12 protein-coding genes are annotated in these 14,185 nt (G+C 58.8%); 8 read left to right on the forward strand and 4 right to left on the reverse strand.

Features of this window, described 5'->3' with window-relative positions; genetic code table 11:
* Positions 1 to 10 precede the first annotated feature (10 nt).
* From G5533_RS00925 to gcvP, 4 genes are all read left to right on the forward strand, one after another.
* Entirely contained in the window at positions 11 to 1,279 is a 1,269-nt protein-coding gene (locus G5533_RS00925; RefSeq protein ID WP_139405357.1) for an FAD-dependent 2-octaprenylphenol hydroxylase, read from the forward strand.
* A 416-nt stretch (positions 1,280 to 1,695) separates the two neighbouring features.
* A complete protein-coding gene (gene gcvT / locus G5533_RS00930; RefSeq protein WP_005352980.1) occupies positions 1,696 to 2,793 on the forward strand; it encodes a glycine cleavage system aminomethyltransferase GcvT in 1,098 nt (365 codons plus the stop codon).
* An 84-nt stretch (positions 2,794 to 2,877) separates the two neighbouring features.
* Positions 2,878 to 3,267 carry a glycine cleavage system protein GcvH gene (gene gcvH, locus G5533_RS00935; protein WP_005333898.1) on the forward strand — a complete coding sequence of 130 codons (390 nt, stop codon included), beginning with the start codon at positions 2,878 to 2,880 and terminating at the stop codon, positions 3,265 to 3,267.
* A gap of 298 nt (positions 3,268 to 3,565) precedes the next feature.
* Positions 3,566 to 6,442 carry an aminomethyl-transferring glycine dehydrogenase gene (gcvP, locus tag G5533_RS00940; RefSeq protein WP_421254828.1) on the forward strand — a complete coding sequence of 959 codons (2,877 nt, stop codon included), beginning with the start codon at positions 3,566 to 3,568 and terminating at the stop codon, positions 6,440 to 6,442.
* 91 nt (positions 6,443 to 6,533) lie between these two features.
* On the opposite strand, the gene G5533_RS00945 is transcribed toward gcvP, so the two are convergent.
* The gene (locus tag G5533_RS00945; RefSeq protein WP_421204715.1) at positions 6,534 to 8,087 is read right to left on the reverse strand and encodes a methyl-accepting chemotaxis protein; all 1,554 of its coding nucleotides are present in this window, start codon (positions 8,085 to 8,087) and stop codon (positions 6,534 to 6,536) included.
* 204 nt (positions 8,088 to 8,291) lie between these two features.
* Here G5533_RS00945 and G5533_RS00950 point away from each other — a divergent pair, with 204 nt between their 5' ends.
* Entirely contained in the window at positions 8,292 to 8,534 is a 243-nt protein-coding gene (locus G5533_RS00950) for a hypothetical protein (protein ID WP_421254827.1), read from the forward strand.
* 291 nt (positions 8,535 to 8,825) lie between these two features.
* On the forward strand, positions 8,826 to 9,017 hold the full coding sequence (locus G5533_RS00955) for a hypothetical protein (protein WP_421204716.1): 192 nt from the start codon (positions 8,826 to 8,828) through the stop codon (positions 9,015 to 9,017).
* Positions 9,018 to 9,114: 97 nt separating this feature from the next.
* Here the strand turns inward: G5533_RS00955 and G5533_RS00960 are convergent, their stop codons facing one another.
* Positions 9,115 to 10,185: a permease gene (locus G5533_RS00960; protein ID WP_323905664.1), complete on the reverse strand. Its 1,071-nt coding sequence runs from the start codon at positions 10,183 to 10,185 to the stop codon at positions 9,115 to 9,117.
* Between the two features lie 106 nt (positions 10,186 to 10,291).
* Here G5533_RS00960 and G5533_RS00965 point away from each other — a divergent pair, with 106 nt between their 5' ends.
* Complete coding sequence (locus tag G5533_RS00965) at positions 10,292 to 10,618, forward strand: ArsR/SmtB family transcription factor (protein WP_128815807.1); 327 nt, start codon at positions 10,292 to 10,294, stop codon at positions 10,616 to 10,618.
* A gap of 101 nt (positions 10,619 to 10,719) precedes the next feature.
* On the opposite strand, the gene G5533_RS00970 is transcribed toward G5533_RS00965, so the two are convergent.
* Positions 10,720 to 12,102 carry an amino acid permease gene (locus G5533_RS00970; protein WP_005352966.1) on the reverse strand — a complete coding sequence of 461 codons (1,383 nt, stop codon included), beginning with the start codon at positions 12,100 to 12,102 and terminating at the stop codon, positions 10,720 to 10,722.
* Positions 12,103 to 12,500: 398 nt separating this feature from the next.
* Between G5533_RS00970 and G5533_RS00975 the strand changes: the two genes are divergently transcribed.
* A complete protein-coding gene (locus tag G5533_RS00975) occupies positions 12,501 to 12,779 on the forward strand; it encodes a hypothetical protein (protein ID WP_441254281.1) in 279 nt (92 codons plus the stop codon).
* Between the two features lie 265 nt (positions 12,780 to 13,044).
* Here the strand turns inward: G5533_RS00975 and ppsR are convergent, their stop codons facing one another.
* Positions 13,045 to 13,857 (reverse strand): posphoenolpyruvate synthetase regulatory kinase/phosphorylase PpsR, encoded by an 813-nt coding sequence (gene ppsR, locus G5533_RS00980; RefSeq protein WP_005333888.1) that lies wholly within the window; start codon positions 13,855 to 13,857, stop codon positions 13,045 to 13,047.
* Positions 13,858 to 14,185 lie beyond the last annotated feature (328 nt).

Genomic DNA, 14,185 nt, shown 5'->3' on the forward strand with positions numbered 1-14,185 from the left:
GGATGAGATGATGCAGATGCAAAATGTGGATGTGGTGATTGTCGGTGGCGGCATGGTGGGGCTGGGGCTCGCTGCGGCCTTGAAACATAGCGCCCTCAAGGTGCTGGTGGTGGAGGGGCAACTGCCCGACCCGCAGCTGGGGGAGGTGGCCGATAACCGGGTCAGCGCCCTGAGTCTGGCCAGCCAGCAGATCCTGCGCCATGTCGACGCCTGGGACGGCATTGAAGCGCGCCGCCTGCAGGCCTACGACAAGATGGCGGTGTGGGAGCAGGACAGTTTCGGCCATATCGACTTCGATGCCGCCAGCTTGCGTCAGGCCAACCTCGGCCACATCGTCGAGAATCGGGTGATCCAGCTGGCACTGCTTGAGGCGATTGAAGGTGCCAGCAATATCCAGTTGCTGACCCCCGCCAGAGCCAAGAGCCTGCAGAGCGGCCCGGCGGGCGCCCTGCTGCTCCTTGAAGATGGTCAGGCTATCTCGGCCAAACTGGTGGTAGCCGCCGATGGCGCCCACTCCTGGGTGCGCCGTCAGGCCGATATCCCGCTCACCAGCTGGGATTACGGTCACCACGCGCTGGTGGCGACGGTGCGCTGCGCCGAACCCCATGAAGCTGTTGCTCGCCAGATCTTTACCCCGGATGGCCCGCTCGCCTTTTTGCCGCTGTGGCAAGAGAACCTCTGCTCCATCGTCTGGTCGCTGCCTGCGGCCCGCGCCGAGGCGCTCTGCGCCTGCGACGACGAGCAGTTCAATCGCCAGCTTACCGCCGCCTTCGATGCCCGGCTCGGTCTGTGCAAGGTGGAGGGGCCGCGCAGCGCCATTCCCCTCACCGCCCGCTATGCCCGCGACTTTGCTCGCGAGCGGTTGGTGCTGGTGGGAGATGCCGCTCATACCATCCACCCCCTGGCGGGGCAGGGGGTCAACCTTGGCCTGCTGGATGCTGCCGCGCTGGCGGAGCAGATCTTGCAAAATCATGCTGCGGGCGAGGATATCGGCCTGCTCGCCAACCTGCGCAGCTACGAGCGCTGGCGCAAGAGCGAAGCGGCTCGCATGCTCGCTGCGATGGAGGGGCTCAAGCGGCTGTTCAGCGGGGCCAACCCGCTCAAGAAGCTGGTGCGGGGCGTGGGGTTGCGTGCGGCCAATCTGCTGACGCCCTTCAAGGAGGGGGTGATCCGCGCCGCCATGGGGCTGGAGGGAGAGTTGCCCGCATTGGCCCGTCCTGACTGGGCTGTTGCTGCGACCAAAGGCAGTGCCATGCAGGCCAAGGGTGAAAAAAACTAATATTACTCGCCGTTTTTGACAACAAAAGTAATCCGACAAGGCTGACGACCCGTTTTGGGTGTCAGCCTTTAATTTTGCTCTGGAGCGAAACGTTTTTCTGCAAATTGTGACGAAACGGTGAAAATCAAAATTTAATCTCGCCTGAGTCGGCTTATGGCTGTTTTTATCACTGCATTTATCTTAGTGTCTGGAGTCAGTTTTACGGGAGGGGATTAGTTTTTTTTGAGCGGCACGCTCGCCTGCTTGTCATATAATCCGCTCCGTTCAAGGAATCCCTCTTGCCTGGCAAGGGCAGGAGCGAGCACACACTTTTGGATCCGGTCGCTTTTTGTTGCACGCAATGCAGTCAGAGCGGTGGCGCGGGTCGCAAGGGTGGTCGCCAAAGCGAAAAGGCTTTTTGCTAAGGAAAGAATGCGATGATCCAGACTACTGTACTGCATCCCAAACACTTGGAAGCCGGCGCCAAGATGGTGGACTTCCACGGTTGGGAAATGCCCATCAACTACGGCTCCCAGCTGGAAGAGCACCACGCGGTGCGCAGCGATGCCGGTATGTTCGATGTTTCCCACATGACCATCGTCGATTTGACCGGCGAACGGGTCAAAGCCTTTCTGCAACACCTGCTGGCCAACGACGTGGCCAAACTCACTGCCCCCGGCAAGGCCCTCTACAGCGGCATGCTCAATCCGGAAGGCGGGGTTATCGATGACCTCATCACCTATTATCTTGGCGATACGTTTTACCGGCTGGTGGTCAACTCCGCTACCCGCGAGAAGGATCTGGCCTGGATCCGCCATCACGCCATCGATTTCGATATCACAGTAACCGAGCGTCCTGAGCTGGCGATGATTGCGGTGCAGGGCCCCAACGCCAAGGTCAAGGCTGCTGCTGTGCTGAGCGCCGCTCAGCGTACCGCCGTGGTGGGGATGAAACCCTTCTTCGGCGTGCAGGCTGGCGATCTCTTTATCGCCACTACCGGCTACACCGGCGAAGATGGTTATGAAATCGTGGTGCCGCAAGAGAAAGCCTGCGAGCTGTGGCAAGCGCTGCTGGATAACGGCGTGGCCCCCTGCGGCCTCGGTGCCCGCGATACCCTGCGCCTCGAAGCGGGGATGAACCTCTATGGTCAGGATATGGACGAGTCAATCTCTCCACTCGCCGCCAACATGGCCTGGACCATCGCCTGGGAGCCGAGCGATCGCAATTTCATCGGCCGTGACGTGCTGGAAGCGCAGAAAGCGGCGGGCAACCAGCCCAAGCTGGTGGGTCTGGTGATGGAGGAGAAAGGGGTGCTGCGTGCCGGTATGCCCGTTACCTTCACTGCGGCAAACGGTGAGAAGCGGGAAGGTGTGATCACCTCCGGCTCTTTCTCCCCCACCCTGGGCTACAGTATTGCCCTGGCACGGGTGCCCCGCGATATCGGTGAATTGGCCGAGGTGGAGATCCGCAAAAAGCTGGTCACCGTGAAGGTCACCAAGCCCGCTTTCGTCCGTAACGGCCAGAAGCTGGTTTAATACCGTTTTGGGGGAGGGCAGTGCCTCCCCCATCCCTTTTCATATTCGTTTTTAAACGCGACTCAAAGATCAAAGGAAGCACAAATGAGCCATATCCCGAGCGAACTGAAATATGCCACTTCCCACGAGTGGATCCGTGTTGAAGCCAACGGCGAGGCCGTGGTCGGTATCACCGAGCACGCCCAGGAGCTGCTGGGTGACATGGTGTTTGTCGAGCTGCCGGAAGTGGGCAAGCAGGTCAGTGCCGGTGACGACTGCGCCGTGGCCGAGTCGGTCAAGGCGGCCTCCGATATCTACAGCCCGGTGAGCGGCGAGATCATCGCCGTCAACGAAGAGCTGGAAGGGAGCCCCGAGCTGGTCAACTCCGACCCCTACAGCGCTGGCTGGCTGTTCCGCATCAAGCTCGATGACGAGAGCGAGCTGGCCAACCTGCTGGATGCCGAAGGCTACCAGAACGTGGTGGACGAAGAGTAATGCCCCCGGGCCCTGCCAACACAGCAGGGCCCCTTTGTATGACCGCCAGCCGGGCAAGCACCGGCCGGTGGAAGGGTGAAGTCGCCCGCGTCTGTCGTTTACCAGCCTGCTCTTGCCAGGGTAAACGGGCCGGTCCGCAACAAGGCGATCCCCTCTTGATGCTGCCGCAGCATCCGGTGCCGCACCTTGTCTGCGGGACCCAGAACATGAGTGGAGTCGGTATCAGCCGACGATCAGGAACATCAGGTCTTGGTTATCAGGATGTCATGCCAGGACTTATTTATCAGGAAATAGGGAAATGACCCAGTCACTGTTTGAACTCGAGCAAAAAACCGATTTTGTCCGCCGCCATATCGGCCCGGGCGAGGAAGAGCTGCGCCAGCTGTTGGCGACCGTCGGGGCCGAAAGCCTGGACGATTTGATTGAACAGACCGTGCCTGCCGCCATTCGCCTGCCGGGCCCGCTCGGCATCGGTGCCGGCATGACCGAGGTGGAGGCGCTGGCCAAGCTCAAGGGCTATGCCGCTCAGAACAAGATTGCCAAGAGCTATATCGGCATGGGTTATCACGATACCCATGTGCCCCACGTCATTTTGCGCAATGTGCTGGAAAATCCGGGTTGGTATACCGCCTACACCCCCTATCAGCCCGAGCTGGCACAGGGCCGTCTCGAAGCCCTGCTCAACTTCCAGCAGCTGACGCTGGATCTCACCGGCATGGATCTGGCCAGTGCCTCCCTGCTGGATGAAGCGACCGCCGCCGCCGAGGCGATGGCGCTGGCCAAGCGGATGGCCAAGTCCAAATCCAACCTCTTCTTCGTGGCCGATGACGTGCATCCGCAGGTGATCGACGTGGTCAAGGAGCGTGCGGTTCACTTCGGTTTCGACGTGGCGGTTGGCGCCGCCAGCGATGCAGTGAGCGAAGAGGTGTTCGGTGCCCTGTTCCAGTACCCCACCACCACAGGTGAGGTGAAAGATCTGCGCGCCCTGATTGCCGCGGTACAGGCCCAGAAAGGGCTGGCCTGCGTCAGCGCCGACCTGCTCTCCCTGCTGCTGCTCAAATCCCCGGGCGAGCTGGGCGCCGATGTGGTGTTGGGCTCCGCCCAGCGCTTTGGTGTGCCCATGGGTTACGGTGGCCCACATGCCGCCTTCTTCGCCACCCGTGATGCCTACAAGCGCTCCATGCCGGGCCGCATCATTGGTGTCTCCAAGGATGCCCGTGGCAAGGCCGCGCTGCGCATGGCGATGCAGACCCGCGAGCAGCATATCCGCCGCGAGAAGGCCAACTCCAACATCTGTACTGCTCAGGTGCTGCTGGCCAACATGGCAAGCTTCTACGCCGTCTATCACGGCCCGGTGGGGCTGAAAACCATCGCCTCCCGTGTGCACCGTCTCACCACCATTCTGGCGCTCGGCCTCAAGGCCAAGGGCGTGGCCCTCAAGCATGCCAGCTGGTTCGATACCCTGACCGTGCTGACGGCAGATAAAGAAGCACTCATTGCCAAGGCCGAGGGGCTCGGCATCAACCTGCGCGCCGATCTCGACGGTGCGGTAGGGGTGTCCCTCTCTGAAACCACCACCCGCGGCGATGTGGCCGAGCTGTTCGATCTCTTCCTCGGTCAAGGTCACGGACTGGAGCTCGAGGCTCTCGACAAGGCGGCGCAGGCCCATCACGCCATCCCGCAGGATCTGCTGCGCACCGACGCCGTGCTGACCCACGAGGTGTTCAACAAGTACCACTCCGAAACCGAGATGTTGCGTTATATCCACCGTCTCGAAGCCAAGGATCTGGCGCTCAACTACGCCATGATCTCCTTGGGCTCCTGCACCATGAAGCTCAACGCCACCGCCGAGATGATCCCGGTGACCTGGCCCGAGTTCGGCAAGTTGCACCCGTTCGCCCCGCTGGCACAGGCCAAGGGCTACCAACTGCTGCTGGCCGACCTCGAAAACTGGCTGGTGAAGGTGACCGGTTACGATGCGGTCTGCATGCAGCCCAACTCAGGTGCCCAGGGCGAGTACGCGGGTCTGCTCGCCATCAAGAAGTACCACGAGTCCCGTGGCGAGGGGCATCGCGACATCTGCCTGATCCCAGCTTCTGCCCACGGTACCAACCCCGCCTCTGCCCAGATGGCGGGGCTCAAGGTGATCGTCACCGCCTGTGACAAGTCCGGCAACGTGGATCTCGACGACCTGCGCGCCAAGGCGGCCGAGGCGGGGGATCAGCTCTCCTGTCTGATGGTGACCTATCCCTCCACCCACGGGGTGTACGAGGAGACCATCAAGGAGGTGTGCGACATCGTTCACCAGCACGGTGGTCAGGTCTATCTGGACGGCGCCAACATGAATGCGCAAGTCGGGCTGACGGCGCCGGGCTTTATCGGGGCGGATGTGTCGCACCTCAACCTGCACAAGACCTTCGCCATTCCTCACGGCGGTGGCGGCCCGGGCATGGGCCCCATCGGCGTGAAGAAACACCTGGCACCGTTCGTAGCCGGTCACGCCGTGGTCAAGACCGACAAGGAGAGCCGCAACAACGGCGCCGTGTCGGCGGCACCGTTTGGCTCGGCCAGCATCCTGCCCATCAGCTGGATGTATATCGCCATGCTGGGCGACGAGGGGCTGAAGAAATCCACCCAGGTGGCCATCCTCAACGCCAACTACCTGGCCAAGAAGCTGGGTGAATCCTTCCCCGTGCTCTACTCCGGGCGCAACGGTCGGGTGGCCCACGAGTGCATCCTGGATATCCGCCCGCTCAAAGAAGCTTCCGGCATCAGCGAGATGGACGTGGCCAAGCGGCTGATGGACTACGGCTTCCACGCGCCGACCATGAGCTTCCCGGTAGCGGGTACCCTGATGGTCGAGCCGACCGAATCGGAATCCAAGCGCGAGCTGGACCGCTTCGTGGAGGCGATGACCGCCATCCGTGCCGAGATCGCCAAGGTGCAGGACGGCCACTGGAGCCTCACCGACAACCCGCTGGTCCATGCGCCGCACACCCAGGACGACGTGATGGATGCAGAGTGGTCCCGTGGCTACAGCCGCGCCGAGGCGGTCTTCCCGTCCGACGCCGTGCGCGCCAGCAAGCTGTGGCCCTCTGTGAACCGCATCGACGATGTCTACGGGGATCGCAACCTGTTCTGCTCCTGTATCCCGACTGAGGATTACGCCAAGTAAGTGGCGTCCAGGAGCAACAGTTAAGCCGTATAAACAACAGGGCCACCCAGACGGGTGGCCCTTCGTTTACATGGACTTTATCTGCATGCTGCTATCCGAATGTCCGGCTTAGGTCCTTGAGCTGGCTCGCTTTGCTCTGCAAGTTGGCACTGGTTTTACTGACCTGATCGATTTTGAGGCTGTTATCGTGAGAAAGTGAGGATATCTGATTGATATTACGACAGATCTCCTCGATCACCGCTTGCTGCTGGGTCGCTGCAGCGGAAACTTGATTGGAAAAATCAGAGACCTTGTCTATTTCGATCACGACCTGATTCAGGTTGCCGGTGCTTGCCCGAGTGGTTGCGAGGCAATCATTGGTTCTGGTCACATTGAGATGCATCATCTCTTTCCATCCCCCGAGGGTTTGCTGGATATGACCAATGCTGCTCTGGATCTGCTCTGTTGCTCTATGGGTTCTGGTCGACAGGCTGCGTACCTCGTCAGCCACCACTGCAAAGCCGCGTCCCTGATCGCCCGCCCGCGCTGCTTCAATGGAGGCATTGAGTGCCAGCAGGTTGGTTTGATCCGCAATCCCGCGAATTTCACTCATGATGCTGCCGATCCGTTCGGACTCGCTTGCCAGCTCGACGGCTGACTGGAAGGCCTGCTCTGCCTGGGTAGCCAGTGCCGACATCTCTTCTCCCGCATCGGAAAGCTGATTGCTGGTGGTGATGCAATGGTTGCGCGCCTCTTCGATCTGCTGGTTGCTGTCCTGAATATTGCGGCTGATCTCTTCGGCAGCTGATGCCATCTGGGTAACTGCGGTGGCGACTTGCTGAATTTGCATATCCTGTGAGGAGATATCCCTGCTGGCCAGTGCGGCCGAACCACTCAAATTGTTGGCCATGGCATTGAGCGAGAGTGTGGTGTCATCGACTCTTCCCAGCACGGTACGGATTCTGGCTTGCCAGAGCTTGATATGGAAATCGGCAATGCTGTGGGGGGCATCCCCCGAGAAGATCAGGCGGCTGATGCTGTCGTAGTCCTGCTCAAGCTGTTGCAAGAATCGCGGTGTGAGGAAGAGCGCATTACGGTTGAACCAGAGGGTGGCCAATAGGGGAATGATGATCCAGAGCGCCTGCAGTGGTGTGAGCAGCCAGAGCGCGCTGATCACGCTGAGCAGCAGCAGGGGTATGGTCATGATGGCCGGAGTGAGCAGGCGCTGCCCCATGTGAATGGCGGAGCCGGTTTCGCGTGCCTTAAGGGTTTTGTACATCTTGTTGGCACGCGCTTTGTGCTCTGCGGAGGGTCGGCAACGAACGGATTGGTAACCCACCATCTTGCCATCTTCATAGATCGGGGTGACATAGGCATCAACCCAGTAATAGCTACCATCCTTGCAGCGGTTTTTGACTATGCCCCGCCACGGCTTGCCCGCTTTTAGATGGGCCCAGAGATCGGCGAATGCCGCCTTGGGCATGTCTGGGTGGCGTACCAGGTTGTGATGTTGTCCCAGCATCTCTTCCAGGCGATAGCCTGCCACCTGACAAAACGCCGGATTGGCGTAGGTGATGTCCCCTTTGAGATCGGTGGTCGATACCAACTGGACGTTGTCGGTAAATTCAACTTCGGTATCTGTAGTGTGAGGTGTGTTGGTTACCATGATCAGGCTCCGGTTTTACCATAACGGAATGCATCGTCTGAGTATGGCAGAGGCTGCTCATTTTATTGTGTTGTTGCTCATTAACTGTTCTGCGCCTAGCAGGGGCATCTACACATCTTCCATCGCAACGGTTTGGCGGGGGACGCAAGCCAAGTAACATCGCATGACTTATAGCCACGCAGCGATACAGGTAAGGCAATTAAGTTGGGGGCGATTTTATGGAATTATGACAGCACCCTGGTCAATTCGGTGCCGCAGAATATCGATATCGCCAAGCAGATCCTGGCTGATGTCGCCCCCCATCTGACCGGCGATCAGTTACCTCGTTATCTGCGCAGCGAAGCGGAGTATCACCATGCCAATCACGCCGCCAAGAACTGGCAGGATCTCTATAGGGATTACTACGGTTTGTCGCGGGACGAGATGGTGCAGGCTGGCAGTCTGTGAGCCAAACATCAGGAGAGACAGGGACTTAGGTGCATTTTTTAGGAGCTGGAGGTGGTGATTGACCATTTCTCTGCCATTTCCCATGGCATTTGTTCGAAAAACGCCTAAAAACCCTTCTCCGTGTGCTTGAACTGCATGGTGTGAACAGCCAGTTCAAGGCCGTGGCTGGCTACGATGACGTGCCCGCACAGTAGCAAAAAACACCCTTTCGGCGGCCTCAAATGTCTGGAGTCTATCTTCGGCCCAGCCAGGTGTCCGTCGCTCATCTATATCGGTGATCATGAAGCGGATGTGCAGTTTGCTCGTCATTTGCAAGGGGCGCTTGGCGAGCAGAGCCGTGTGATCTCGGTGGCTGTCGCCTATAGCCGCGCGACCCCGGAGCGCTGGGAACACCAACCCGACCATATCGCCCGTGACGTCGAGGATCTGCTCCATCGTCGGGCAATATCTGTAACGCCGGTTGCAGATTGCCGTACGGAATAGACAAACGCCGATCAGTTGATCGGCGTTTTGTCTATGGGAAGCCTGATGGTTTCACACTCAGCTGGCTTAACACCCTGTCTGTTTAATGATGGGCGACTTAAAACAGCAGTTGCGTCAGGTAGCCCATCAGGATCGCCATGCCGAGGATCACGGTAAGGAAGGCCGCAATCATCGGGGTTTTGAACATCGATTTGAGCAGGATCACCTCGGTCAGGCTGGCACCGGCACTGCCGATGATCAGCGCCATGACGGCGCCCATTCCCATCCCTTTGCCCAGCAGTACCGATGCCAGCGGGATCACGGCCTCGGCACGGATGTAGAGCGGGATCCCGACGATGGCGCTGAAGGGGATGGCCAGCGGGTTGTCGGCGCCAGCATGGGCGGCGATCCACTCGGCCGGAATAAAACCGTAAATAAACGAGCCGATGAGCACCCCCAGCAGCAGGAAGGGCAATACCGCTTTGAACTGCTGCCAGGCATCAATGCGAGCTTTGCCCCAGGCGGTGGGGAGCTGTGGTGCTCTGGTCAGGACTGCCGTGCCATCGCCGCAGCAGGAGAGGGTGGCCTGTTCTGCCATCTCTGGTTGAGGTGCCGGGCAGCACGCTGCCCCGTTGAGGGGTTTGATTGCGCGAATGACGCCGCGTTGGTTGTCACTGCAATGTGCTTGAGTGGTGGTGCGGGTCGCCGGGCCACAGCCGCTACCGCAAGAGGGGGTGGCCTCTTTGGGGTCGATGACATGGCGCTCGAACCCCAATCTGTCGAGCAGCATGCTCGCCATGACGGAGACGCTGGCGGCGATCACGGCGTAGAGCAGGGTCACTTTCCAGCCGAAGGTGGCCCACATCAAGCCGACGATGATGGGGTTCAGCAGGGGCGAAATAAACAGGAAGGTGAGGGTGGGGCCAAAGCCAGCCTTGGCCGAGAGTAGTCCTCTCAGCATCGGGATGGTGGAGCAGCTGCAAAAGGGGGTGACGGCGCCGAGCAGGGCTGAGAGTAGATAGCCCTTGCCATGTCTCGCCCCCAGCATCCGCTGGATCTTCTCGTCGGGGATCTTCTGACGGATCAGGCTGACCCCGGCGCTAATGACCAGAAACAGCACCGACAGCTCGACAGCCAGAAACAGGAACATCTGGGCTGCATCGGTCAGCATGGTTAACCACTCATTCATTGTCGTATCCTCACTTGGTTTCTATATTTCCAAAATAATCGAAATGAATGGTCGGTCAAGATATTTCTGGTATTATCGAAATATCAAATTCGTGGAGGGCGCAGAGATGCAACTAGAAGAGGTCGCCAAGGCATTGAAAGAGCTGGGTCATCCGACCCGGCTGTTTATCTTCAAGCATCTGGTCAAGGCGGGAGAGCAGGGGCTGCCGGTGGGGGAGCTGCAAAAGCAGCTGGTGATCCCCGCTTCCACCCTCAGCCACCATATCGCGGCGCTGGTCTCGGTGGGGCTGGTGAAGCAAAACCGGGAGAGTCGCACCCTGCTTTGCGTCTCTCAATACGCGGTGTTGGAGGAGATCATCGCCTTTTTCCGCGATGAGTGTTGCGTCAACAGCCCGGAGCATCGGCAAGATCAAAGGCAAGAGCTGCCTTCCTGAGGGCTATGGCTGCTAGTAGTGCGGTCAGTTGCGCTGCGCGCAATAAAAAAAACGCCGATCATCCGATCGGCGTTTTGCATTGTTTTTCTCAGCTACGGGCATTAACCCAGATTGGCTGCGACCTTGCTTTGAGCTTGTCCTTTGCGCTTGATGACAAAGCCAATGCCCAGTACCACCAGCCAGGCGGGGATCAGTTCGACCGAGATGCGGAAATCGGGGGTCATATACATGATCACCAGAATACCGGCCATGAACGCGAGGCAGAGGTAGTTGCCGAAGGGATACCAGAACGCCTTGAACTTGGGCTGGACGCCTTCCGCGACCTTGGCCTTGCGGAACTTGAGGTGCGCGAGGCTGATCATCGCCCAGTTGATCACCAGTGCGGAGACCACCAGCGCCATCAGCAGGCCGAACGCCTTGCCCGGCATCAGGTAGTTGATCAGCACGCAGAGCAGGGTGGCGATGGCCGAGACCGAGAGGGCAACCAGCGGTACGCCGCTCTTGTTGGTCTTGAGCAGGGCTTTCGGGCCGTTGCCCTGTTTGGCCAGACCGAACAGCATCCGGCTGTTGCAGTAGACGCAGCTGTTGTAGACCGACAGTGCTGCCGTCAGTACAACGATGTTGAGCACGGTCGCGACCAGATTGCTGTCCAGTGCGTGGAAAATCATCACAAACGGGCTGCCGCCTTCCACCACTTTACCCCAGGGGTAGAGGGACATCAGGATAGCCAGAGCACCGATGTAGAAGATGAGGATGCGGTAGATCACCTGATTGGTGGCCTTGGGAATGCTCTTCTCGGGATTGTCCGCTTCGGCGGCGGTAATACCGACCAGCTCCAGACCGCCAAAGGAGAACATGATCACCGCCATCGCCATCACCAGACCGCTGATGCCGTTGGGGAAGAAACCGCCCTGAGCCCACAGGTTGGTGACGCTCGCCTCGGGGCCGCCGGCACCGGAGAGGAGCAGATAGCCGCCAAAGCCAATCATGCCGATGATGGCGACCACCTTGATGATGGCGAACCAGAACTCCATTTCGCCAAACGCTTTGACGTTGGAGAGGTTGATGGCGTTGATCAGCACGAAGAAGAAGGCTGCCGACATCCAGGTCGGGATCTCGGGCCACCAGTACTGGACATAGATGCCCACCGCGGTCAGCTCGGCCATGCTCACCAGCACGTAGAGCACCCAGTAGTTCCAGCCGGACGCAAAACCGGCAAACTCACCCCAGTATTTGTAGGCAAAGTGGCTGAAGGAGCCGGCTACCGGCTCTTCCACCACCATTTCACCGAGCTGGCGCATGATCAGGAAGGCGATAAAGCCGCCGATGGCATACCCCAGCAGGACTGAGGGGCCTGCCATCTTGATGGTTTGGGCAATGCCCAGAAAGAGGCCGGTGCCGATGGCGCCGCCCAAAGCAATCAACTGAATGTGGCGGTTTTTAAGGCCGCGCTTCAGCTCCTCACCGTCTTGTTTCAAATCCATGGGTCTGTCCTTACGTCTCTGTTGTCTCTGGTCGGTGTTGGGCTCATCCTGAGCAGGCCGCAGTGCGTAGCCAAAACCTGACGAAAGCTGTATTTATTTCGTTACGCCATGCCATTTTCAATTTTTAGTGTTGGCTGGCAACCGAAGCAGAATAGTGATAATCCGCCATGAATGCACCTGTTTTCCATCTCTAATGGCCGTGTTTTGTACCAAATGCAGCTTTTTCATGATCTGAAGTGGCTTCTTGGTAGTTTTTGGTTGATGTTTGTTCAATCGAGTTCTGTTTTATTGACATTTTGTCTTGTTGGTGTGCTTTTGTGGTGCCAAGCCACAAATGGATGCAAATGATGCCAAACAAGCGAGAGTGCAGGGAAGAATGCAAGGAAGAGTGCAGGGAGTTGGATCACAGGGAACGCGAAAGCGTGCTGCAACAAGGGGTTGCCCGGAGTGTGCTGGTGGCGATCTGGTTAGGGATTGCCGCCAGTCCGCTGTTGTTGCTGGTGGCCGCGATTATGTTGCTGGGTTGGCTGTTACTCGGTGATCAGGAGTTGCTGCACTACTGGCAGTCGCTGTTGCTGGTGGGTGGGGTAACGGGGGCGCTCGTTGGCGGCTGGCTGGCTGGCTGGCGGAGCGGGTTCGCCTGCGCCACGGTTTGCTGGCCTTCTATGCCCGGTTGATGAACAACCCTGAGCTCAATCGTTAGTTAACGCTGGCTGTTTGCCGAGCGCAGCAGAACGGAATCGAATAGCGGCTAACTGGCAGCAGGTGACAAGGGCACAACGCCAAGGTCGACAAGAAGAGGGATAAGCATTTGTGGTGCTTATCCCTTTTTTATCCACGCTTTTCACTGTCATCTATGTGAATTGCAGTTCGCCACAGCTGACTTTCGCCGCGACACTGTAATTTTTATCTTTTGTTGATGCCGATAGCTGTCAAGCTGGCTTAACAGAGCTGGCGGCGCAGACCGGTTGCCTCGAGGACCTTGGCGCTGATCTCCTCCACCGAGTGGGAGCTGGTATCGAGGAAGCGGATCGCCTCCTGGCGAAACAGTCGCTCCACGCAGGCCAGCTCCTGCTCGCACTGTTCGATGGAGGAGTAGCGGCTGTTGGCACGGCGCTGGTTACGGATCTCGTGCAGCCGCTGCGGCGCTATAGTGAGGCCAAACAGCTTGTGACGGTTGGCCTTGAGGGGGGCGGGCAGCTCCAGCATGCCCATGTCCTGCTCGATAAAGGGGTAGTTGGCGGCACGAATGCCGAACTGCAGCGCCAGATAGAGGCTGGTGGGGGTCTTGCCGCAGCGGGAGACCCCGATCAGGATGATGTCCGCCTCATCGTACTCCCTGGTGGTGATGCCATCGTCGTTGGCAAGTGCGAAGTTGACCGCCTCGATGCGATCGTCATAGAGCTTGCGGTTCTCCATGCCGTGGGTGCGGTGGAGGCGGGGCTCGGCTTTGACCCCCAGCTCCTGCTCCAGCGGGCTGACGAAGGTATTGAGAAAGTCGTGGCCGCACGCCTCCGATTTCAGTACCTCTTCCCGTACCAGCGGGTCGACGATGGTGTGAAACAGAATGGGGCGTACCCCGGTCTGGCGAAACTGCTCGTCGATCCGCATCCGTACCTGACGGGCTTTCTCCAGTGTCTCCACAAAGGGGATAGTGATCTGCTCGAAGGCCAGCGGAAACTGGCTCAGTACCGCGTGGCCGAACACTTCGGCGGTGATGGCGGTGCCGTCTGAAACATAAAATACGGTGTGCACGTAGGGCTCCTGTGATACCGCGGGTGGGGTCGCATGGGGTAAGGGGTGAGAAGTATCTCCCGAAACCATACCAGTTTTGTCAACCGGTCTGCTGTGCCCAAGTTGTGAAGTGGCTTGCAAACCTGAATCGTTATCTTTTTGTGTCGCCATTGTAGAATGTTCCGGTCATTCGACCATCCCCAACTCTTGCTCGGGGATTTTTTTGAAAACCAATAGAAAACGTTTTCATGGTCGTTAGCAACAAAAGAAACCGACAATAACGCACCTGACTTACCCATAACCTCATCGATTAAATCGGGCGCACGAGGTGCTATGGCATCGGTGCCCA

Source organism: Aeromonas sp. A600620, assembly GCF_029479985.1.
Classification (GTDB): domain Bacteria; phylum Pseudomonadota; class Gammaproteobacteria; order Enterobacterales; family Aeromonadaceae; genus Aeromonas; species Aeromonas veronii_A.